The 21,992-nt window shown below is 51.4% G+C and carries 22 protein-coding genes; 19 read left to right on the top strand and 3 right to left on the bottom strand.

The features are described from left to right. Window positions 1-48: 48 nt before the first annotated feature. The gene (locus F5I99_RS10160) at window positions 49-1,128 is read right to left on the bottom strand and encodes a PA0069 family radical SAM protein (protein ID WP_151055665.1); all 1,080 of its coding nucleotides are present in this window, start codon (window positions 1,126-1,128) and stop codon (window positions 49-51) included. Between the two features lie 392 nt (window positions 1,129-1,520). On the opposite strand from F5I99_RS10160, the gene F5I99_RS10155 reads away from it, so the two are divergent. The 16 genes from F5I99_RS10155 to F5I99_RS10080 all read left to right on the top strand — a co-directional run bounded on the left by F5I99_RS10155 (window position 1,521) and on the right by F5I99_RS10080 (window position 14,580). Next, a complete protein-coding gene (locus tag F5I99_RS10155; protein ID WP_151055663.1) occupies window positions 1,521-1,826 on the top strand; it encodes a phenol hydroxylase subunit in 306 nt (101 codons plus the stop codon). 33 nt (window positions 1,827-1,859) lie between these two features. Next, complete coding sequence (locus tag F5I99_RS10150) at window positions 1,860-2,846, top strand: aromatic/alkene monooxygenase hydroxylase subunit beta (RefSeq protein WP_151055661.1); 987 nt, start codon at window positions 1,860-1,862, stop codon at window positions 2,844-2,846. Window positions 2,847-2,856: 10 nt separating this feature from the next. Next, a complete protein-coding gene (locus F5I99_RS10145) occupies window positions 2,857-3,126 on the top strand; it encodes an MmoB/DmpM family protein (RefSeq protein ID WP_151055659.1) in 270 nt (89 codons plus the stop codon). Window positions 3,127-3,183: 57 nt separating this feature from the next. Next, on the top strand, window positions 3,184-4,686 hold the full coding sequence (locus tag F5I99_RS10140; RefSeq protein ID WP_151055657.1) for an aromatic/alkene/methane monooxygenase hydroxylase/oxygenase subunit alpha: 1,503 nt from the start codon (window positions 3,184-3,186) through the stop codon (window positions 4,684-4,686). 62 nt (window positions 4,687-4,748) lie between these two features. After that, a complete protein-coding gene (locus tag F5I99_RS10135) occupies window positions 4,749-5,111 on the top strand; it encodes a phenol hydroxylase subunit P4 (RefSeq protein WP_151055655.1) in 363 nt (120 codons plus the stop codon). A 10-nt stretch (window positions 5,112-5,121) separates the two neighbouring features. After that, complete coding sequence (locus F5I99_RS10130; RefSeq protein WP_151055653.1) at window positions 5,122-6,183, top strand: NADH:ubiquinone reductase (Na(+)-transporting) subunit F; 1,062 nt, start codon at window positions 5,122-5,124, stop codon at window positions 6,181-6,183. 15 nt (window positions 6,184-6,198) lie between these two features. After that, complete coding sequence (locus F5I99_RS10125; RefSeq protein ID WP_151055651.1) at window positions 6,199-6,522, top strand: 2Fe-2S iron-sulfur cluster-binding protein; 324 nt, start codon at window positions 6,199-6,201, stop codon at window positions 6,520-6,522. Window positions 6,523-6,543: 21 nt separating this feature from the next. Next, entirely contained in the window at window positions 6,544-7,467 is a 924-nt protein-coding gene (locus F5I99_RS10120) for a catechol 2,3-dioxygenase (RefSeq protein WP_151055649.1), read from the top strand. Window positions 7,468-7,533: 66 nt separating this feature from the next. After that, entirely contained in the window at window positions 7,534-8,994 is a 1,461-nt protein-coding gene (locus F5I99_RS10115) for a 2-hydroxymuconic semialdehyde dehydrogenase (protein ID WP_151055647.1), read from the top strand. A 43-nt stretch (window positions 8,995-9,037) separates the two neighbouring features. Then, a complete protein-coding gene (locus F5I99_RS10110; protein WP_325062988.1) occupies window positions 9,038-9,865 on the top strand; it encodes an alpha/beta fold hydrolase in 828 nt (275 codons plus the stop codon). A 27-nt stretch (window positions 9,866-9,892) separates the two neighbouring features. Then, window positions 9,893-10,678, top strand: a complete 786-nt coding sequence (gene dmpE / locus F5I99_RS10105; RefSeq protein WP_151055645.1) for a 2-oxopent-4-enoate hydratase — start codon at window positions 9,893-9,895, stop codon at window positions 10,676-10,678. 38 nt (window positions 10,679-10,716) lie between these two features. After that, window positions 10,717-11,628, top strand: coding sequence for an acetaldehyde dehydrogenase (acetylating) (locus tag F5I99_RS10100; protein WP_151055643.1), 912 nt, complete (start codon window positions 10,717-10,719; stop codon window positions 11,626-11,628). A 13-nt stretch (window positions 11,629-11,641) separates the two neighbouring features. After that, window positions 11,642-12,670, top strand: a complete 1,029-nt coding sequence (gene dmpG / locus F5I99_RS10095) for a 4-hydroxy-2-oxovalerate aldolase (protein ID WP_151055641.1) — start codon at window positions 11,642-11,644, stop codon at window positions 12,668-12,670. Then, a complete protein-coding gene (gene dmpH, locus F5I99_RS10090) occupies window positions 12,670-13,461 on the top strand; it encodes a 2-oxo-3-hexenedioate decarboxylase (protein ID WP_151055639.1) in 792 nt (263 codons plus the stop codon). Before dmpG ends, dmpH begins: the two co-directional genes overlap by 1 nt. Window positions 13,462-13,545: 84 nt before the next feature. After that, window positions 13,546-14,361 carry a SphA family protein gene (locus tag F5I99_RS10085; protein WP_151055637.1) on the top strand — a complete coding sequence of 272 codons (816 nt, stop codon included), beginning with the start codon at window positions 13,546-13,548 and terminating at the stop codon, window positions 14,359-14,361. Window positions 14,362-14,388: 27 nt separating this feature from the next. Then, window positions 14,389-14,580: a 2-hydroxymuconate tautomerase gene (locus F5I99_RS10080; RefSeq protein ID WP_151055635.1), complete on the top strand. Its 192-nt coding sequence runs from the start codon at window positions 14,389-14,391 to the stop codon at window positions 14,578-14,580. 69 nt (window positions 14,581-14,649) lie between these two features. On the opposite strand, the gene F5I99_RS10075 is transcribed toward F5I99_RS10080, so the two are convergent. Continuing rightward, window positions 14,650-16,374 carry a sigma-54-dependent Fis family transcriptional regulator gene (locus tag F5I99_RS10075; RefSeq protein ID WP_151055633.1) on the bottom strand — a complete coding sequence of 575 codons (1,725 nt, stop codon included), beginning with the start codon at window positions 16,372-16,374 and terminating at the stop codon, window positions 14,650-14,652. A 144-nt stretch (window positions 16,375-16,518) separates the two neighbouring features. Here F5I99_RS10075 and F5I99_RS10070 point away from each other — a divergent pair, with 144 nt between their 5' ends. After that, window positions 16,519-16,695 (top strand): DUF6435 family protein, encoded by a 177-nt coding sequence (locus F5I99_RS10070; RefSeq protein WP_151055631.1) that lies wholly within the window; start codon window positions 16,519-16,521, stop codon window positions 16,693-16,695. On the opposite strand, the gene F5I99_RS10065 is transcribed toward F5I99_RS10070, so the two are convergent. Continuing rightward, the gene (locus F5I99_RS10065; RefSeq protein ID WP_151055629.1) at window positions 16,692-17,123 is read right to left on the bottom strand and encodes a DUF3617 domain-containing protein; all 432 of its coding nucleotides are present in this window, start codon (window positions 17,121-17,123) and stop codon (window positions 16,692-16,694) included. The two genes, F5I99_RS10070 and F5I99_RS10065, sit on opposite strands and share 4 nt — an antisense overlap. Before the next feature lie 68 nt (window positions 17,124-17,191). Here F5I99_RS10065 and F5I99_RS10060 point away from each other — a divergent pair, with 68 nt between their 5' ends. Together F5I99_RS10060 and rmuC are read left to right on the top strand one after the other, a co-directional pair. Continuing rightward, on the top strand, window positions 17,192-20,587 hold the full coding sequence (locus F5I99_RS10060; protein ID WP_151055627.1) for a mechanosensitive ion channel domain-containing protein: 3,396 nt from the start codon (window positions 17,192-17,194) through the stop codon (window positions 20,585-20,587). Next, window positions 20,587-21,912 carry a DNA recombination protein RmuC gene (gene rmuC / locus F5I99_RS10055; RefSeq protein ID WP_151055625.1) on the top strand — a complete coding sequence of 442 codons (1,326 nt, stop codon included), beginning with the start codon at window positions 20,587-20,589 and terminating at the stop codon, window positions 21,910-21,912. Before F5I99_RS10060 ends, rmuC begins: the two co-directional genes overlap by 1 nt. Window positions 21,913-21,992 lie beyond the last annotated feature (80 nt).

Below are 21,992 nucleotides of genomic sequence, written 5' to 3'. Positions count from 1 at the left end.
GCAAAAGCTACTTAAATTAGTGACATTCGGTACTGCGGCTTTTCCGCTTTAGAAGAACAAATCACCCTGGAGGGAAGGTGGGCGAAAGTCGCGGGTATTCAGGCCTTGTTCGGTGTTGCCTTGCAGACCCAGGCGGCGGCTGGCTTTGGTGAAGCGTTGCGCTATCAGTTCGGCGAAAACGCCTTCACCACTAAAGCGTTTACCAAATTCGGCATGGTTGGTTTTTCCGCCACGACATTGGCGCATCAGGCTCATGACCTTATTGGCACGATCCGGGTAATGGGCTTCCAGCCAGGACTCAAACAGTGGGGCGACCTCAAGTGGCAGGCGCAAGAGCATCCAGTTGGCGGTTCTTGCACCTGCCTCGCTGACGGCTGCTAAGATCTGCTCGATTTCATGATCGGTTAATCCCGGAATAATCGGTGATACCAGGGTGCCCACGGGAATGCCCGCGGCACTGAGTTCGCGGATCGCTCTCAGGCGTGCCTGCGGTGAGGCCGCGCGCGGTTCCAGGGTGCGCTTTAACTGCATATCCAGGCTGGTAATACTGATAAACACCCTGACCAGTCGATGCTTCGCCATCGCTGTTAACAGATCCAGATCCCTTAAAACCAGCATACTTTTGGTCACCAGTGTCACCGGGTGGCGGGCTTCGAGTAACAGCTCCAGCAACCGGCGCGTGGTTTTGTATTTAGCTTCAATCGGCTGGTAGCAGTCGGTGTTACCGGACAGGTTGATCGGGCGGCATACATAGCCTGGTTTACACAGCTCTTCGCGCAGGGTTTCGACCAGGCCGGTACGCGCAATCAATTTGGTTTCAAAATCCAGTCCCGGTGACATATCCCAATAGGCATGCGAGGGGCGGGCGTAACAATAGACGCAGCCATGTTCGCAACCCCGATAGGGGTTGATGGAGCGGTCAAATGGCAGGTCGGGGGATGTGTTCCACGACAGTGCTGTTTTGCAGGGTTCATCGCGTATTTCGGTCGCCAGGCTTTGCTGCGTACCCTCCTGCCACCAGCCATCATCCACCGTTTCACTGATTCTGGGTGAAAAGCGGTTGTCGGGATTGTAGGTCGCGCCCCGTCCTCTACGCGCAGCAGCAGATGATTTGTCGGAAGAGGCCATGTGTTCGCTCCAGTATAAAGACTGTATGTATATACAGTATAGTTTGCCTGCTGAAGTTTGAACAGAAAAAAGTAAAAAAGGGGTCAGTACCCTTTTATTCAAAATAAAAGGGTACTGACCCCTTTTTTGTCTTTTTTGATGAAATGATGAAGTGAGGGGTTTTGTATGATGATTTGATTAATCTGATCGGCACAACTTTTTGTGCTTGATGTGATTGAGTCTGTTTTGTCTTCTAGCGTTACGAATAAATTGAATGTAATTACTATAATAAAAACAATAATTTAAGTTAATTATCTGGTTTTATGATCTGAATTTTTCTTTCCTGGCACAGCCCTTGCTTTTACCTGACTGACAATGACGCCATAACAACATAAAAAGTCAGAGGTTGTGCAATGCCCGATTTGCAACTCCATACCAATACCACGCCCAAAGCGCGTTCAAGCTTTGAGCGTCTGACCAAGTATATCCGCGTGCGCAGTGATGCCGGAGCACGTTTCGTCGAATTTGACTTTGCGATTGGAGATCCCTCTTTGTTCGTCGAGTTGATTATGCCGCCGGGTGCTTTCGAGGCCTTCTGTAACAATAACCAGGTCATTCATATGACCGATGAACAGATGGCTGACGTCGATGCTGAACTGCAGAAATGGCGCTATGGCGAAGACACCCTGATGTCCAGGAACCATAACAGATCCGCTTAATAACAATAACGTTTAACCTATGGGTACTGTCTGATGACAATAGAAATCAAAACCTCCACCCTGGAGCCAATCCGCAATACCTTTGCGAATATTGAACGCCGCTTTGGTGATAAGCCTGCTTCACGCTATCAGGAAGCGACCTATGACCTGCAGGCTGAAACCAACTTTCATTACCGCCCGCTGTGGCAGCCGGAGTACGAGCTGAATGATAAAAGCCGTACCCGGATCGTCATGGAAGACTGGTACGCCTTGAAAGATCCTCGCCAGTTTTACTATGGCGCTTATGTACAGCAACGCGCCAAATTGCAGGAAGCCGCTGAGAGCAGTTATGCCTTTTTTGAAAAGCGTAATCTGGCCGAGCACCTGCCCGACGCGGTTAAAGATCTCCTGATTACCTACCTGATTCCACTGCGGCATATCGAACACACCGCCAACCTGAACAATATGTATGGCTGCGCGTTTGGGTATGGCACCGCTATCACTCAGGCACTGCTGTACAACGCCATGGATCGCCTGGGGATTGCCCAGTATCTGTCGCGTATCGGTTTGATTCTGGATAGCAATACCGGTGATTCGCTGATCGAGTCCAAGCAACACTGGATGCAGAATCCGCTGTGGCAGGGGATGCGTGCCCTGTGTGAAGAGATGACCACCGTTGAAGACTGGTTTGAGGTAGTGATCGCGCAAAACCTGGTGGTCGATACGCTGGTATTCAATCTCTTTTATGAGCAGTTGGACGAGAAGCTGAGCAGCATCGGTGGGCGTGATGTCGCAATGCTGACTGAGTTCATGCTGGCCTGGAATAAAGATGTTTCCCGCTGGCTCGACAGTGTGCTGAAAACCGTGGTGTCTGAATCAGAGGAAAACCGCGCCTTGTTAGAGACCTGGTGCCGCGACTGGCGTCAGAAAACCCTGGATGCAATGAGCCCCCTGGTCACCACACTTCTGGATGACGCGGCGCTGAGTCGGGCCGATGCATTACTGGAATCTCGTTTGCAAAAAATCGGCATCTGCCACTGAGGAGCTTCGCATGTCAAAAGTATATATCGCCCTGCAGGACAATGATGAGTCCCGCTATATCGTTGAAGCGATTGAGGAAGATAACCCGGACGCCACAGTCAATCACATGCCGGCGATGATCCGCATCGAAAACGAAAACAGCCTGGTGATCAAGCGCGCCACGGTTGAAGAGAAGATGGGACGTGACTGGGATGTGCAGGAACTGCATCTGAATCTGATAACCCTCGGCGGCAATGTTTACGAAGACGATGAGCAACTTGAGCTGAGCTGGAACTCCTGATCTGGAATGAATAGTCCGGGACAAACAGTCCGGAATTAAAATAATAAGGTATTCAAAATGGCTGCTAAAAAACTCAATCTAAAAGATAAGTACCGTTTGCTAACCCGTGATCTGGACTGGGAATACTCCTATGCCGATCGCAAAAAAGCCTTTCCTTACGAAGAGTTTGAAGGGATTAAAATTACTGACTGGTCAAAATGGGAAGATCCGTTTCGTCTGACAATGGATTCTTACTGGAAGTACCAGGCTGAAAAAGAGAAAAAACTCTACGCTATTTTTGATGCATTCTCGCAGAACAATGGCCACCTGAATGTGACCGATGCGCGTTACATCAATGCGATCAAAATCTTCCTGACCGGCGTGTCACCACTGGAATACCAGGCGTTTCAGGGCTATGCCCATGTAGGTCGTCAGTTTGGTGGAGCCGGTGCGCGCGTGGCCTGTCAGATGCAGTCTATCGATGAGCTGCGCCATGTGCAGACCCAGATTCATGCCATGAGTCATTACAACAAGTACTTTGATGGCTTCCAGGACTGGTCACATATGCATGACCGTGTCTGGTACTTGTCTGTGCCTAAATCCTTCTTTGATGATGCGCGTTCAGCCGGGCCGTTTGAGTTCCTGATTGCGATCAGTTTCAGCTTTGAATATGTGCTGACCAATCTGTTGTTTGTGCCCTTTATGTCGGGTGCAGCGCACAACGGTGATATGGCCACTTGTACCTTTGGTTTTTCAGCCCAGTCTGATGAAGCACGGCACATGACACTCGGGTTGGAGATTATCAAATTCCTGCTGGAGCAGCATGAAGACAATGTGCCGATCGTGCAGAAATGGATCGATAAGTGGTTCTGGCGGGGTACGCGTCTGCTGACCATTGTGGCAATGATGATGGATTACATGCTGCCGAATAAAGTCATGTCCTGGAAAGAAGCCTGGGAAGTTTACTTTGAAGAAGCGGGCGGTGCGCTGTTCAAAGACCTGGAGCGCTACGGCATCCGCATCCCCAAGTTTGTCGAAACTACTGAAAAAGAGAAAGAGCATATTTCGCATCAAGCCTGGTGGATCTTCTATACCCACGGCCATGCGGCAGGCTTCCACACCTGGATTCCCAGTGATGAAGAGCTGGACTGGTTGAGCGAAAAATACCCGGATACCTTCGACAAATACTACCGCCCACGCTGGGAGCTGGCGAAGAAAATGGAAGCCGAAGGCAAGCGCTTCTATACCAAGGCTCTGCCTCAGTTGTGCACCACCTGTCAGATCCCGATGGGCTTTACTGAGATGGACGATCCGACGCAGATTGCCTATCGCTCCAGTGATTTTGAAGGTGAGAAATATCACTTCTGCTCGGATGGCTGCAAGCACATATTCGATGATGAACCGGAAAAATATGTGCAGTCCTGGTTGCCTGTGCATCAGATTTATCAGGGCAACTGTGGCGGTGCCAGTGTTGAAGAGGTGCTGCGCGATTACTACCAGCTGAATATGGGTGCCGACAATATGGATATCAAAGGCTCACCGGATGAAAAACGCTGGAAAGAATGGAAAGGCGTTGCCTGAACCTATCTCTGAATAATAACAACAGGAGCCATCCCGCATGGCTCCAGAAGCAGGATACCACTATGTCAGTTACAGCGATTACGCCTGATTACAAAGTTCAGGCACTGGATAGATTTGAAAATTTTCACGGTAATCAGATCGTGTATGTGGGTTGGGACCATCACCTGATGTTCTGTTCCGCCTTTGCTTACGCACTGCCACCGACCACCACTTTTGCAGAACTTCGCGACCAGATTATGCCTGAGGCGTTTGGCGAGCATGCCGAGTTTACCCAGGTGAACTGGAACACCGCGACCTGGCTGCTGGATAACCAGCCGTTTACCCCGGCTCTGGATAAAAGCTTTCAGGAGCAGGGCATCGGTCATAAGTCCTTATTAAGGTTCCAGACCCCGGAACTGACTGGGTTTCAGGGCAAAGGCGTTTGAGGAGGTTGTTATGACATATGCAGTGACCGTAGAACCCACCGGTGATGTGATTGAAGTGGAAGAGGGGCAAACCATTCTGGATGCCGCCCTGCGCCAGGGTGTCTGGTTACCCTTTGCCTGCGGTCACGGCACCTGTGCCACCTGCAAGGTGCAGGTTGTGGAAGGCGATGTCGAGATAGGTAATGCATCCCCCTTTGCGCTGATGGATGTGGAACGGGATGAAGGCAAGGTACTGGCCTGTTGCGCCATCCCTGAATCGGATCTGGTGATTGAAGCCGATGTGGATGTGGACCCGGACTTCGCCGGCCATCCGGTTGAGGATTTCACCGCGACCGTTGTCAGCATAGAAGATCTGTCGCCCAGCATTAAGGAGATACGCCTGGCGCTGGATCGCCCCATGACCTTTCAGGCGGGCCAATATGTGAACCTGAACCTGCCGGGTGTGGAAGGGAGCCGAGCTTTCTCCATCGCCAACCCGCCATCGGATGACCGTCATATTGAGTTGCATGTGCGTCTGGTACCAGGTGGTGCAGGAACCACCTGGTTACACCAATCACTGAAGCCAGGTGATGAGCTGGAGCTGTCCGGTCCTTATGGTCAGTTTTTTGTGCGCAAGTCCGATGCCAAGGATGTGATCTTTATTGCCGGTGGCTCTGGGCTGTCCAGTCCTCAATCGATGATCGTGGATCTGCTCGAACAGGGCGACACCCGACAGATCTATCTGTTCCAGGGCGCGCGCAATCTCAGTGAGCTGTATAACCGGGAACGGCTTGAAGCGCTGACGCAACAACATGCCAATTTTCACTACATCCCGGCGCTCAATGAGCCGACAGCTGTGGATGCCTGGACAGGTTTTATCGGCTTTGTTCACGAAGCAGCTAAAGACTATTTCGACGGGCGATTTAATGGCCATAAAGCATACCTGTGTGGGCCACCGCCCATGATTGATGCGGCCATCAGCGCATTAATGCAAGGGCGGGTATTTGAAGCGGATATCCATATGGAGAAATTCCTGACCGCCGCGGATGGAGCCGCTTCAGAAACACGCTCGGCACTGTTTAAACGCATCTGAAGCGGAGTTGCAAAGATGAACTTTCAAATCCTTGTAACCAATCGGCAGCAGACATTCACAGTGTCAGAAGGCGAGTTGCTGCTGCACGCCATGGAAAAGGCCTGTCAGCAGGCGATTAAGGTGGGCTGTCGCGGCGGTGGCTGCGGCCTGTGCAAAGTTAAAATACTGCAGGGACGTTATCAGAGCAAACGCATGAGTAAAGCTCATATCAGTACAGAGGAACAGGCATCGGGTTTTGCCCTGGCCTGTCGGGTTTTTCCGGAAGGTGATCTGGTAATTGAATCAGATCATTTCGATGAACATGCAAACCAACCTACACAAGTAAGCGTTGTTAAATAAAAAATATAAGAGGAAACCATCATGAAAAAAGGTGTAATGCGTCCAGGTCATGTGCAGATTCGTGTACTGGATCTTGAAGAAGCCCGTAAACACTATGTGGATCTGCTGGGTCTGATCGAAATGGATGCAGATGATCAGGGTCGTATCTATCTTAAAGCCTGGACAGAGGTGGATAAGTACTCGGTTATACTGAAGGAATCCGATGAAGCCGGTATGGATTTTATGGGCTTCAAATGCCTGGATGAATCTGTGCTGGATCGTCTAGCCGAAGAGATTCGTGCCTTTGGTCTGACGGTGACGGAACTGCCCGCGGGTGATTTAAAAGACTGTGGCCGCCGTATGCAGTTTGTCGCCCCGACGGGTCATACCTTTGAACTCTATGCGACCAAAGAGCAAACCGGTAAGTGGGGTGTCTCTAACGTTAATCCCGAAGCCTGGCCGCGTGATCTCAAGGGTATGAAAGCGACCCGTTTTGATCATTGCCTGCTGTACGGCGATGATCTGGAAGGCAATCTCACCCTGTTCAGAGACATTCTTGGCTTTGATCTGGCTGAGCAGGTGGTCGACCCGGACAATAACCGTGTCGCCCTGTTTCTGACCGCATCGATGAAAGCCCATGATGTCGCCTTCATCAAGCATCCGGAAAAGAACAAGTTTCACCATGCCTCTTTTTACCTGGATACCTGGCAGGATGTGCTCAATGCAGCTGACCTGATCTCCATGACCGATACCTCTATTGATATCGGCCCCACTCGTCATGGCCTGACTCACGGTCAGACCATCTATTTCTTTGATCCTTCGGGTAACCGTAATGAAGTCTTTGCCGGTGGTGATTACCACTATCCCGATCATGAACCTGTGACCTGGAAAGCTGAAAATCTTGGCAAAGCCATCTTCTATCATGATCGTCAACTGAATGAACGTTTCCTGAGTGTGCTGACCTGATGTAAACCGGTGCCGGTCATCGGGTTGACCGGCACTTTTTAACCTGCCCGTGAATGAGAGCAAGCTATGAACGAATTTAAACACTTTATCAATGGCGAATTTATCGCTTCCGCCAGTGGTAAAACTTTTGAAAATCGCTGCCCGGTTGATAACAGCCTGATCGGTGCCGTTTATGAAGCGGGTCGGGATGAGGTGGATGCGGCGGTTAAAGCAGCTAAAGCTGCGTTGCAAGGGCCCTGGGGGAAAATGACCCAGGCCGAGCGTATCACGCTGCTGAACCGGGTGGCTGATCGCATAAATGAACGCTCCGATGAGTTTCTGGCGGCTGAGTGCCGCGATACTGGCAAGCCGTATAGCATCGCCAGACATATCGATATACCCCGCGGTGCAGCCAACTTCAAAGCCTTTTCAGAAACCCTGGCAAACCACCCGACTGAAGCCTTCCGCATGGATACACCTGATGGTGAAGGGGCGATCAATCTGGGGCATCGCTCTCCCAAGGGGGTAGTGGCTGTGATCAGCCCCTGGAACCTGCCGCTGTTGCTGATGACCTTTAAGGTTGGGCCAGCGCTGGCGTGCGGTAATACCGTTGTGGTGAAACCCTCTGAAGAAACCCCGGCGACAGCCACATTGCTGGGCGAGGTGATGAATGAGTGTGGTGTACCTGCTGGTGTCTATAACGTCATACATGGACTGGGTCCAAATTCAGCCGGTGAGTTTCTGACCACGCACCCGCTGGTGAATGCCATCACTTTTACCGGTGAAACCCGCACCGGCGAGGCGATCATGAAAGCGGCCGCAGTAGGTCTGCGTAATATTTCCATGGAGTTGGGCGGTAAAAACCCGGCGCTGGTGTTTGCTGATTGTGATCTGGATAAAGCCGTGGAAGGCACCATGCGCTCGGCGTTCGTTAACTGTGGCCAGGTGTGCCTGGGTACCGAGCGTGTGTATGTAGAGCGGCCTATCTATGAGGCGTTTCTGGCGCGTATGAAAGACGCCGTTGCCCAGCTCAAATTAGGCCGCCCCGAAGATCCGGCAGCCAATTTCGGCCCGCTGGTCAGCCTGGCACACCGGGACAAGGTGAAATACTACTACGATTTGGCCGTACAGGAAGGTGCCAGGGTCGAGATTGGCGGTGGCATTCCGGATATGGGCGCGGAGTTGAATGACGGTGCCTGGATTGAACCGACTATCTGGACCGGGCTGGCTGATGATGCGCGAGTGATTCGCGAAGAGATCTTTGGCCCGTGTTGCCATATTCGTCCTTTCGATACCGAAGCAGAAGTCATCGCCCTGGCCAATGACACCGAATATGGTCTCGCAGCCGCCATCTGGACAGAAAATTCCTCCCGCGCCGTGCGTGTCGCCGAACAGGTTGAAGCCGGACTGGTGTGGGTGAATAGCTGGTTCCTGCGTGATTTGCGTACCGCCTTTGGCGGCGCCAAACAATCCGGTATCGGTCGTGAAGGCGGTGTGCATGGCCTGGAGTTTTACACCGAGCTGAAAAACATCTGTATCAAGCTGTGATCTGTACCGGGCCGGTCGGCCTTGGTGTGAAGGGGGGAGTGACGTGAGTAATCCAGAAATAGGTCAGATGGTAAATGTTAAGGGTGTGCAAACCAATCTGCATGACCAGGGTAGTGGTTTTCCTGTCGTGCTGATCCATGGCTCTGGCCCTGGGGTGACCGCTTGGGCTAACTGGCGTTTAGTCCTGCCGGAATTGGCCAAAAGCCGCCGTGTCATAGCCCCGGATATGTTGGGCTTTGGCTATACCGAGCGCCCGGCAGATCAGCAATACAACCTGGACCGTTGGGTGACGCATGTTATCGATCTGCTGGACACCCTGGGCATAGATCAGGTTGATCTAGTGGGTAACTCCTTTGGCGGTGCACTGACTCTGGCTCTGGCGATACGTCATCCGCAACGCTTCCGTCGTTTAGTGTTGATGGGCAGTGTCGGGGTGCCCTTTGATATGACACCGGGGTTAGAGGCTGCCTGGGGTTATGAGCCCTCACTCGCAGCAATGCGGCGTTTGCTGGATATCTTTGCCTATGACCGAACACTGGTCAGCGATGAACTGGCACAAATGCGCTATGAGGCCAGTATTCGACCCGGCTTTCAGGAGTCCTTTGCCGCCATGTTTCCAGCCCCACGTCAGCGCTGGGTGGATGCCATGGCTAGCCCTGAGTCCGAAATTCGTGCCTTACCCCATGAAACACTGATCATTCACGGACGTGAAGATCAGGTGATTCCACTTCAGACCAGCCTGGTGCTGTCACAGTGGATAGATAAAGCCCAGCTTCATGTGTTCGGACATTGTGGGCACTGGACCCAGATTGAGCATACTCAACGTTTCACAAAATTGGTATCTGATTTTCTCGCAGAAGCAGATGTTTGAAGCCTAGTTAAATAAAAAGAGAAGTCTATGAATAAGCAACAGATTCAGGCCTGCGGTGATGCGCTGTTCAAGGCGATGACCAGCCGGACGACACTGCGCCCGTTAACCGAAACCTATACGGACATCAGCATTGATGATGCCTACCACATCTCCTTGCGCATGTTGGAGCAGCGCTTAGCGGCCGGTGAGCGGGTGATCGGTAAAAAGATCGGCGTGACCTCGAAAGCGGTGCAAAACATGCTCAATGTGCATCAGCCGGATTTTGGCTACCTGACGGACAAAATGGCCTATAGCCAGGGCGAAGAAATGCCCATCAGTCAGCTACTGATGCAGCCCAAAGCCGAAGGCGAAATTGCCTTTATCCTCAAAAAAAACCTGATGGGTCCCGGCATTACCAATGCCGATGTACTGGCTGCTACCGAATGCGTGATGCCCTGTTTTGAGGTGGTGGATTCACGCATCGAAAACTGGCAGATCAAAATTCAGGACACCGTGGCAGACAATGCCTCCTGTGGCTTGTTTGTACTGGGAGACAGTGCGGTGGATCCGCGCAAGGTCGATCTGGCTACCTGCGGCATGGTGGTGGAAAAGAACGGATCAATCATTTCGACCGGGGCGGGAGCCGCCGCGTTGGGTAGTCCGGTTAATTGTGTCGCCTGGCTGGCAAACACCCTGGGTGCGTTTGGCATAGGGCTGAAAGCTGGTGAAGTGATTCTGTCCGGATCACTGGTGCCACTTGAGCCGGTGGTGGCGGGCGATTATATGCGCGTCAGTATTGGCGGGATGGGCAGTGCTTCGGTGCGCTTTGTTTAGTCAGCCAGAATAATAAACTCAGGATTGGAACAGTTCTTATGTCAAAAAAATTGAAAGCGGTCATTATCGGCCCCGGCAATATCGGCACCGACTTGCTGATGAAAATGCAGCGCTCTGAATGGATAGAGCCGGTATGGATGGTGGGTATAGACCCGCAATCCGAAGGCCTGATACGGGCCAAAGCGATGGGGATTAAAACCTGTGCTACGGGTGTCGATGGCCTGTTACCTCATGTGCTTGAAGACGATATTCGTGTCGCTTTTGATGCAACTTCAGCCTACGCACATGCCGAAAACAGCCGCAAGCTGAATGAGTTGGGTGTGATCATGATCGACCTGACGCCTGCGGCGATAGGCCCTTACTGCGTGCCGCCGGTTAACCTGGCTGATCATGCCAAGAACTTGGAAATGAACGTCAATATGGTCACCTGTGGTGGTCAAGCCACTATTCCCATGGTAGCTGCGGTTTCCCGTGTACAGCCAGTGGCCTATGGCGAAATTGTGGCCACAGTGTCGTCGCGTTCAGTGGGTCCAGGCACACGTCAGAATATTGATGAATTTACCCGCACAACAGCCGCCGCTGTAGAGAAGGTGGGGGGAGCTAAGCAGGGTAAGGCGATCATCATTATCAATCCGGCCGAACCACCGCTGATGATGCGCGACACCATCCACTGCCTGACTGAAGACACCCCGGATCAAGCAGCTATTACCGAATCCGTTCACGCCATGGTCAAGGAGGTTCAGAAATATGTGCCTGGTTACCGGCTGGTCAACGGTCCGGTGTTTGATGGCAATCGTGTGTCGGTATTTATGGAAGTGGAGGGGCTGGGTGACTTCCTGCCTAAATATGCAGGCAACCTCGACATCATGACAGCTGCTGGTCTGCGCACCGCCGAGATGTTTGCAGAAGAAGCCGCCAACGGCAGCATCACCTTGCCAGCGCGCAGCTAACAGGAGCAAAATCATGAATTTACATAATAAAGCTGTCACGTTACACGATATGAGCCTGCGCGATGGCATGCACGCCAAACGTCATCAAATCAGCCTGGAACAGATGGTAACGATTGCATCGGCGATGGATGTTGCTGGCATGCCGCTGATCGAAGTGACCCATGGTGATGGCCTGGGCGGCTCCTCATTAAACTACGGATTTCCCGCCCACAGTGATGAGGAATACCTCAACGCTGTAGTTCCGAAAATGAAAAACGCCAAAATTTCTGCGCTGCTGCTGCCGGGGATCGGTACCGTTGATCATCTGAAAATGGCCAAAGACTGTGGCGTTAGCACCATTCGTGTCGCCACGCATTGTACGGAAGCGGATGTCTCTGAACAGCATATCGGTATGGCCGCCAAAATGGGTATGGATACCGTCGGCTTCTTGATGATGGCGCATATGATCAGTGCCGAAAAGGTGTTGGAACAGGCGCGGTTAATGGTTGGTTACGGTGCCAACTGTATCTACTGCACCGACTCTGCCGGCTACATGCTACCGGATGAAGTCAGTGAGAAGATCGCTCTGCTGCGGGCTGAGTTGCCCAAGAGCATCGAGATAGGCTTTCACGGCCACCATAACATGGGCATGGCCATCGCCAACTCCCTGGCGGCTATTGAAGCGGGTGCTACACGCATCGATGGTTCGGTCGCCGGGCTGGGTGCTGGCGCCGGAAATACACCCCTGGAAGTGCTGGTTGCGGTATTGAAGCGCATGGGGGCTACAACCGGTATCGATCTTTACCAGATTATGGATGTGGCTGAAGACCTGGTGGTTCCGATGATGGATCAGCCGATCCGGGTCGATCGTGATTCGCTGACACTCGGTTATGCCGGTGTGTACAGCTCATTTCTGCTGTTTGCACAGCGTGCCGAGAAAAAATACGGCATTCAGGCGCGAGATATCCTGGTAGAGCTGGGTCGTCGTGGCACGGTGGGCGGACAGGAAGACATGATTGAAGATCTGGCACTGACCATGGCAAAACAGAAGGGGTTAATTTGATGGGTAATTTAACACGTACAGAAATCGAGCAACTGGCAACCTATTGTGAAGACGCTGAGCTACAGGCTTATGAAATCACCAAGGTCACTGATCAGTACCCGCAGATGACCTACGAAGACGCGTTTGATGTGCAGTGGGAGGTGCGCAAGCGCAAAGAGGCGCGTGGTCACAAGATTGTGGGTATGAAAATGGGCCTGACCTCCTGGGCAAAAATGGCGCAGATGGGGGTAGAGCAACCCTGTTATGGCTATCTGGCCGATTATTTCAGTGTGCCTGAGGGTGGCGAGATCAAAATGGATGAATTGATTCATCCGAAAATTGAAGCCGAAATTGCCTTTGTCACCAAAGCCCCATTGAAAGGCCCAGGCGTGCATATTGGTGATGTGATGCGCGCGACCGACTTCATCATCCCGGCGGTGGAAGTGATTGACTCCCGCTACAAGGATTTCAAGTTCGACCTTAAAAGCGTGATCGCCGATAACTCCAGTTCAACACGTTTTATTACCGGTGGGCGCATGGCGCGTCTGGAAGATGTAGACGTGACAACACTGGGTGTGGTGATGGAGATCAATGGTGAGGTAGTCGCCACGGGAGCCGGTGCCGCGGTGCTGGGTCATCCGGCCGCCTCGGTAGCGATGCTGGCAAATATGCTCGGTGAGCGGGGTGAAGAGATACCGGCTGGTACCTTCATTATGACCGGTGGAATCACTGCGGCCGTCACCGTGAACCGGGGTGATTCCATTACCGTTCGTTATCAGAATCTTGGATCTATATCGGCTAAGTTTATTTAATTATTACAATGTAATTAAGCTTAACTATTAAAGTTAATGATTAATTAGTTTTTAACCAAAATAACTCTAAAAAAGGTAGTACCTATGTCTATGAAAAAAATAGTATCACTGGCTGCGCTGATGTCCCTGACACCACTTTCGCTGCAGGCCGGTCAGTATGTTCCCGGGATTGAAGGGGTTAAATCGGCGGTCGTGCCACCGCCGGGTGTCTATTACCGTGGCTATGCGGTGCATTACGATGCCAATAATTCCGAGGGTCTGCCACCCGATAGCAGCGTCACAGTGGATGCGCTGGCGCATCGTTTGATCTGGGTGACTGAAACTGAAGTGCTGGGGGGTAACCTGGGATTTGAGGCTATATTGCCAATGGTTAGAACCGACCTGGATATCGGTAACGGTATAGTGCGCGACAAACAAACCGGGCTGGGTGATCTGTTTGTCGGCTCACTGATCGGCTGGCATGGAGATCGCTGGGATGCCGTTGCTGCGGCAGGCATCTGGAATGCCACTGCAAACAGCGGTCAACCCGCCGATCCGGGTTTTGGTTACACTGAAGTAATGCTGACATTAGGAGGCAATGTCTACCTTAATGAAGCCAAGGATGTGTCTTTATCCTTGCTGTCCCGTTATGAAATTGCCGATAAAAGCTCAGTGAACGACGAGCTGGTAGTGGAATGGGGCCTGGGTAAGAGCTACGGCCTGATGGACCTGGGGTTGGTAGGATACAGCCGCTGGGATGTGGATGGCGGCGATGCTGAAACTCATGCCGCCGGGGTATCTGCTGGTTATTTCTGGCCACAGATAATGATGGGTGTGGATGCAGGCATCTATAAAGAACATAGTGTTAGAGAAGGTTTTGAAGGCACTAAGTTTCGTATAGCGCTTACCAAAGTCTTTTGATCTGGAGTTCTCACCTGGAGGGCATTTATGCCGATTGCTCAGCTTTATATAATGGAAGGTCGCAGTGATGCGCAAAAAGAGCGCTTAATCGAAGAGGTCACTGCCGCCATGGTGCGTTCACTGGATGCACCACAACAGGCGGTTAGAGTGATGATTACCGAAATGCCAAAGCAGCATTTTGGTATTGCGGGTCAGTCTGCTAAAAAGCTTGGACGCTAACGCTCACTCTCAGGTAAACCTGCTGGCCGTTTGTTCCCCTTACGGTCAGCAGTTTTTACCGCTCTTTTTCTACTTCTTTTCTGCTTCAGTGTTGGTATCTTCGTCCTGGCGTTTTAACCGGTAGGCCAGTGCCGGACGGCTTAAGCCTAATAAGCGTGCCGCCGCTGAAATATTGCCTTCTGCTTTTTCTGTCGCCTTGTTAATCAAGGCCGCTTCCAGATCACTGATACTGATTTCATTGTATAGAATCTGATCCGTCAGAGAGGCCAGCAACAGCTCATTAGGCTTGTGGCTTTCCAACTGACCTGAGCTCTGGTTTAACTTACGTGTTTTGGGATCAACTGAGGGTGTTTGACTCCAGCCGACATTAAACAGATTTTGCTCGGTGATTGAGCAGCTTTCGTCGGTCAAAATAATGCCGCGCTCAATCGCATTTTCCAGTTCGCGGATATTCCCTGGCCAGTCATAGCCATGTAATGCTGCCAGTGCCCGGTCTGTAAACCCTAAGGTGACCTTGCGGTATTGTTTCTCATAGCGTTTGCGAAAATGCTCAGCCAGCAAGCCAATATCATTTTGACGTTCGCGCAACGCCGGAATCACCACCATATAGGCATTGATGCGATAGAAGAGATCGGCACGAAAACGTCCGGTTTTTACCGCCGCTGCAAGATCTTCATTGGTTGCCGCGACAATGCGTACATTGATAGAGCGGGTGTGATCGTCACCTACACGCTCCAGTTCACCTTCCTGAATCACACGCAGCAGAGCCGCCTGGGCTCTGGGTGAGAGTTCAATCACTTCATCAAGAAAAATGGTGCCGCCATCGGCGCGCTCAAAACGGCCTTTACGTGACTGTGTGGCACCGGTATAAGCGCCTTTTTCAACACCGAAGAGTTCTGACTCGATCAGCTCAGGGGGGATGGCTGCACAGTTTACCGCCACGAAGGGGCCGTCTTTGCGCGTACTCATGCTATGGACGCGGCGTGCCAACACTTCCTTGCCGGTGCCGGTTTCACCGATTAACAGCATGGTGACATCGGCATTGGCGCCACGGTCAATCATCTCCAATGCACTGGTAAAGGGCGGTGCTTCACCCAGGGCTTTGGGAATATCATCCGGGTAGCCAAGTGTTTGTTCAAGGTCTGCAATGCGTGATTGCAGCTCATAAAGCTCATCGATTAATGGCGCTTCACGGAAAAAATGGCTAAAGGCTTCATGGTCAGGCCACTCGGTAGCGACTTTGCCCACGATACGACATTGATGGTCTCCTTGGCCGCGACATTCAACTTCCCTGAACTGAATATCCAGTCCGGTAAAATGGCTGGAATAGGCACAGGCATAGCCCAACAACATCCAGCAAGCCGGCTCATTTAACTGGCCCAGACTCATTCTGCAGATTTCCACTTCAAACGAATCGACCCATTCAAATTCGGCATAAAAGTGCTTTTTGTCAGGATCGTATTCGAGTACCAGTGGAATAACTTTGACCATGCCACGCAGGCAGTGCAGCTGCGGGCCAGTGAGAAAAGCCTGATCGGGGGTGGCATCGGGGTTGAGTTTGCGTGCCAGTTCAGCATCACGCATGCCAGAGTAGTAGCCAAGGCGCATAAAAAAGCCCTTGCCACGCTCCATACCCATGGAGGTAATAATCTCTTTCCTGAAGCTGGAAAGTGCACCCAGCCCCATCAACACCGTACGCTGTTCAGCCAGCCAGATTTTGCCTTCCTCAGGCTTAAATTGCAGCTTGTCCAGCAGGTACTTCAGATCCGGAAATTGCAGATGAGCGTCAGACACATTACACCTAAAATTTTGTATTTATTATAACTGTATAGCTTAACCGAACTGACCCCTTTTCTAGAACCCTTTTTCTTTTTGAGGTGACCTTCTTTTTGGTGACCGCCGTACAAGCAAGCATCAGTAATTTCAAAAGGGCGTAATATGTTTGGTTTTTTGAGTGGTGCGAATAAGCAGAAAAAATTGCAAAAGGCTTACGAAGCGAAGCTGGGCGAGGCGATGCAAGCCCAGCGTAATGGCGATATCAGGAGCTACTCCGCTTTGTCAGAACAGGCGGATACGCTACTGAAAGAGATCGAGTTGCTAAAAAAAGGGGCTTAACACTCACCCGTGCGTTCAGCCTTGGTATCAACCTTCATGTTCATGGTTCCCATCGGGCTGTTCATTTCACCGGTCATCTTGCCTTCCATCCGGTCACCCATAAATGTCATCTGACCTTCCATTGTGTAGGTCATGCCTTGCTCTTCACAGGTCATGGCATAGTGCATGTTATCACGGGAAATATCCATGCGGGTGACGCTGCAGCTTTGCGGTGCCTCCAATAAGTCTGCACCTTGGTCAATATCGCCTTGAGTGATACATTCCTGTTGTGTTTCTGTTTGTCCGGGGATCTGGATGGGGCCATCTATAGACATGATGTTGGTATGAGTCCAGAGACCAGGGGTCAGGTTGGGTGTCTCAGCGGATGCTGAAGCTGAAATAATGCATAAGCCTGCCAGAATGGCCGGTATTAGTGGGCGAAACCGCATGATACTGTCTCCATGTGTTAGGGGTGTTTGCTATACTCTGCCCACACTCTATTACCAGGCTCTAAACTATGCAAGACACTCAAAATTTTCATTTTCATACCGTCCTGGTTACGGTTGTTTTGGGGATATGTTTGTTTCTATCGCCAGCATCGTTTGCCAATACCTCTGATGGCAATGCCGCGTTAGGTGTCTCAGAATTTCTGCGAGGCTTGAGTAGCGAGATTGAGCAGATAGAAGCTGAGTTGCAGCGTGTTGATGATGAGGCGGTAACCGCCTGGTTTGATAATTCCCTCAAGGAGGAGGCTGAAGCGGCTGTGGAGGCCGGACCAGCTGTTGCTGACGCGGCTCATGAACGTTGGCTACAGGTGGTTGAAAATGAACGTTTGGCTGCTGAGCGTCTATCGGGGGCACAATTACGTCTGCAAGAGGTTCAAGACTATGCCGAGCGCATAGATAGTATGATCGAGCGCCTGGAGGCCGCCAGGCAGAGCCTGGAGAGCCAGGACACAGAAGAGCTCAGTTTGTCCCAAATAGAAGCTGATATTAGCACTTTGAACAGTCGTCAGCAGCAGTTGCAGCTGGAGTTGGAGCAACAGCGTAGTGCATTGCAGCGTATTCAGGAACAGTCGATTAGTCAGACAGAAACATTGGAAGAGTTGATGCAGCAAACGCCACCTGAGCCGGTTGCGCCACCTGTTGATGCAGAAAATCACCGTTTGAAGCAGGCTATTGATGCCTTGCAAGCGTCCGCTACGCGACGTCATGAAGCCCGGTTGATTGCTGCCCGTTTGGACCAGGCTATTTTGCAGCCGCGTATACGCCTGTTGCGCCTGGAAACTCAGGCCGGAGAACTTGAATTGGCGTTAATAGCAGAAAACCTGCTGTGGCTGGAAGGAGAGTTTAATAATCGATCAACACAAGAGCTCAGGCAACTTAACTCTGATTTATTGCACCTGGTGGAGCGGGAACCTGAGCTGGCTCAGCACTACCAGGAGGAGGTGCAGGAGCTTCGGTCACGCATAGACAGTGTTGCTCAGCACTATGAGGACCTGAAAACTCTGCAACAGCAGCGAGATAAGTATGAGCAGCAGCTTAATGATCTGACGCATTCACTCGGTGCTGTTAAAGAACGTCTGGAAGTCAGTGGGCTGACAGAGGTGGTGGGTACGCAGTTTTTGGATGAGAAAAAGCGCCTGGCTGATTATGGAAATACCCGCATTACGTTACAGTCCCTGGAACATGAGTTGGCTCAATCACGCTTGCGCAGTATCAGTTTACGTGATGATCTACGAAGCCTCCAGCAACTTCCCGAGCTTGCGGCTGTCGGAAACCGCGGCGTTCAAGAACTGGTGCGTATTGGCACCGAGTTGCTGAATCTGCAGGTTCAATCGGAAGAGCAACTGACCGAGCAGTTACGCCAAAACGAATACCGGGTGCGTCAGATTGCAGAGCTGAAAGATTCGCTGGACCAGATTCTGAGTGAGACCCTGCTTTGGTGGCCCAGCCACAGTCCCGCCAGTCTAGCCTGGTTGAAGCGTTCTGATAATGCGTTTGCTGCACTTGTTGATCCCTCGGCCTGGCGCGGTGTTACCCAGGGTGTCTGGCAGGCGACATTTGGGTCACCGCTTACCAGTCTTCTGGTGTTGGTGCTGGTCGGCGGTGTGTACCTAACCGGCCGTAAAACCAACTACCACCTTAAACAGATTGCTGATCAAACGGCGCATAAATATACCGATAATATTGCCTTGACCTACAAAGCTATGGGCTGGAGTCTGATTAGGGTGCTGCCTGTTCCGGTGTTGCTTTATGCCTTCGCATTGCAATTGACGCAGGAGGAGCTCACGCCAGGTACTGAAATCCTTTCCAGTGTGATCTCAACTGCGGCAGGTTGGTGGCTGGCCGGACATCTGTTTGTGATCTTCACTCGCGACTCGGGTGTCGGACCGGTCCATTTCGATTGGAATGCTGTGTTGTTATCACGTGTTCGACGTAATCTGGTCTGGTTTTTGCCAGTGCAACTGATACTGATTATTCTGCTGGCTCTGGCTTATGGGCATCCGGATGAGCGGGTATATGATGTTTTCGGTCGGCTGGGACTGATGTTGGTAACCGCACTGAATGGCTTGATTGCCTGGCGCATACTGGCACCAGCACCTGGAGATCAGGGCGCATTTTTTAAGAGTATCAAACGCCGAATTCTCAGACTGGTTTTTGTGTTTTTATCCCTGGCAACTCTGGTGCTGACTGTTGCTGGTTATCTGCTGACAGTCGGGGAGCTATTGCCACGTTTTGTGGATACGCTGGTGGTATCCAGTCTGGTGTTGATACTTTATTCCCTGGCCGTGCGTGCACTGGTATTGAGCGAAACACGTTTACGTATTCGACGTCTGAGAGAACAACGCGCGCGGGCCGCACTGGAAAATATGTCGGGTGAAGTGGAAGGTGTGACTGAACTGCCGGAACCGCACTTGAGTATTGAGGACATAGGCCAGCAAACGCAGACCCTGTTAAAAACCTCGGTGTTCACTGGTTTGCTGATTGCACTGTTCATTGTCTGGGCCGATGTGCTACCAGCCTTGAACTGGTTGGATAATGTCACACTTTGGTCACGTACTATTGCTGTAGGTGAAGCTGAAGTTATTTCTCGGGTGAGTCTGCAGGACTTTCTGCTTGCCCTGTTGCTTGCTGGCTTTTTCATCATGGCGACACGCAATCTGCCAGGGTTGATCGAGATCCTCTTGTCACGTAGCCGTCTCGTGGATGAAGTGCACAGTTATACTGTGACAACCCTGGTGCGTTATGCCCTTACCGTGGTGGCTGTGGTCACCATTTTCTCATTAATCGGACTGCGTTGGAGTGAGCTGCAGTGGATGGTCGCGGCTTTGACCCTGGGGTTGGGCTTTGGTCTGCAAGAGGTGGTGGCTAACTTTGTCTCTGGTCTGATCATGTTATTCGAGCGTCCGGTCAGAGTAGGGGATACCATAACCATCGGTGAATACAGTGGTACTGTAGCCCGAATTCGTACGCGGGCTACCACCATTATTGATTGGGATAACCGGGAAATCGTGGTGCCCAACAAGAATTTTATCACTGAACGTCTGATCAACTGGACACTATCGGATAACATCACACGTATCGTGATTCCCGTTGGTGTCAGCTACGATTCTGATCCTGAGCAGGTAATGGACATCCTGTATCGCATCGCCGTTGCCCACCCCTTGTCACTGACAGACCCTGAACCGAATGTGTATTTCCTCAGTTTTGCTGACAGTGCTCTGAGTTTTGAACTGCGTGTCTATGTCAGTCAGATGAGTGACCGTTTAGTTACTACGAGTGAGCTCCATACCCAAATATTAAAAGCCTTCCGTAAGGAAGGTATCGAAATTTCTTTCCCGCAAATGGATCTGCATATACGTGATATGCCGGAGCGTGCGCTTGCTAAATTCAATGGAGGATCAGACTGATGGAGGCAATCCACCCATTGATTTGGGCGTCCTGGGGATCGATTTTACTGTTTTCCGTCTTGTTACTGTGGTTGAGCAGGCACAGTAAACAGGTGATGCAGCAACAACTGCAACATCAACTAATACGTGAGCAGGCAGAGAAAGAAGCTGCACAGGAACAACTGGATAAAGCTGATCTGGAACTGGATGGATTGAAGCTGGAGGTATTACGCGTGCGTGAACAGAATGCGCGCTTAACCACCCAGATGGAAGAACGCCAACGTTTTCATGCTGAGCAATTGGCGCTGTTACAGAACAACCGTGAACAGCTTAGACAGGAGTTCGAAACGCTGGCCAATGAGGTGCTGGAGCGTAAAGGCGAGAGCTTCCGCAAACTCAGCCAGCAGGGCATACAGCAATTGCTAAATCCCTTGCATCAGGATATGAAGGGCTTTAGAGAAAAGGTTGAGTCGATCCATACCGAAGACCTGAAGCAACGCAGTGAGCTGAAAACTGAGCTGATCCATTTACAACAACTGAATCAGGCGATTACCGGACAAGCAGAAAAATTGACCAATGCACTGCAAGGGCAGAAAAAAGTACAGGGCAACTGGGGTGAGTTGATTCTGGAAAATGTGCTCGATAGTGCGGGTCTGCGTGCCGGAAAGGATTACCGCCGCGAAGTCAGCTTTGCCACTGAAGAAGGAAGACGTCGACCGGATGTGGTGATCTATCTGCCGGAAGACAAGCACTTGGTTATCGATGCCAAAACCTCACTGGCAGCATATACCCGCTATGTGAATGCCGAAACAGACACCGAGCGTCAGTTAGCTTTGAGCGAGCATGCTGCCGCTGTCAGTGCGCGTATCCGTGAATTGTCGGATAAACGCTATTACCAGTTGCCAGGCTTGAATACACCCGAAATAGTGGTGATGTTTATACCGGTCGAGTCGGCTTATGTTGAGGCATTACGCTTTGATCAGACACTCTATCAGCGCGCGATAGAAAGTAATGTGCTGGTAGCAACACCGACGACCTTACTGACCAGCCTGAATATTGTGCGACAACTCTGGCGCTTCGAAGATCAGAGCCGACATACCGCCGAGCTAGCCCGCCGTGCTGAGCGTTTCTATAACAAGCTGCGTATCTTTCTGGATAGTATGCAGGGTATTGGTGTGCAGCTGGATAAAGCTCGCGAAACCTATGATAAGGCGTTTTCACAACTCTATTCCGGTCGTGGAAACCTGATACGTCAGGCCGCAGAGTTTAAGGAATTAGGTGTGTCGGTGCAGCAGGAGTTGGATGCCGAGTTGGTAGATAAAGCCCGGTTGGAATTGGGCGAGTAGGAGCCCGGTCTCCGGGCGAATGTTTTGTTGATCATTCGCGCGCGGAGCGAGCTCCCACAGGTGGTTCTATATATGTAGGA

The organism is Nitrincola iocasae, assembly GCF_008727795.1.
GTDB classification, from domain to species: Bacteria; Pseudomonadota; Gammaproteobacteria; order Pseudomonadales; family Balneatricaceae; genus Nitrincola; species Nitrincola iocasae.
The sequence above is the reverse complement of the archived record's forward strand: the minus strand, read 5'-3'. Positions and strand labels throughout refer to the sequence as shown.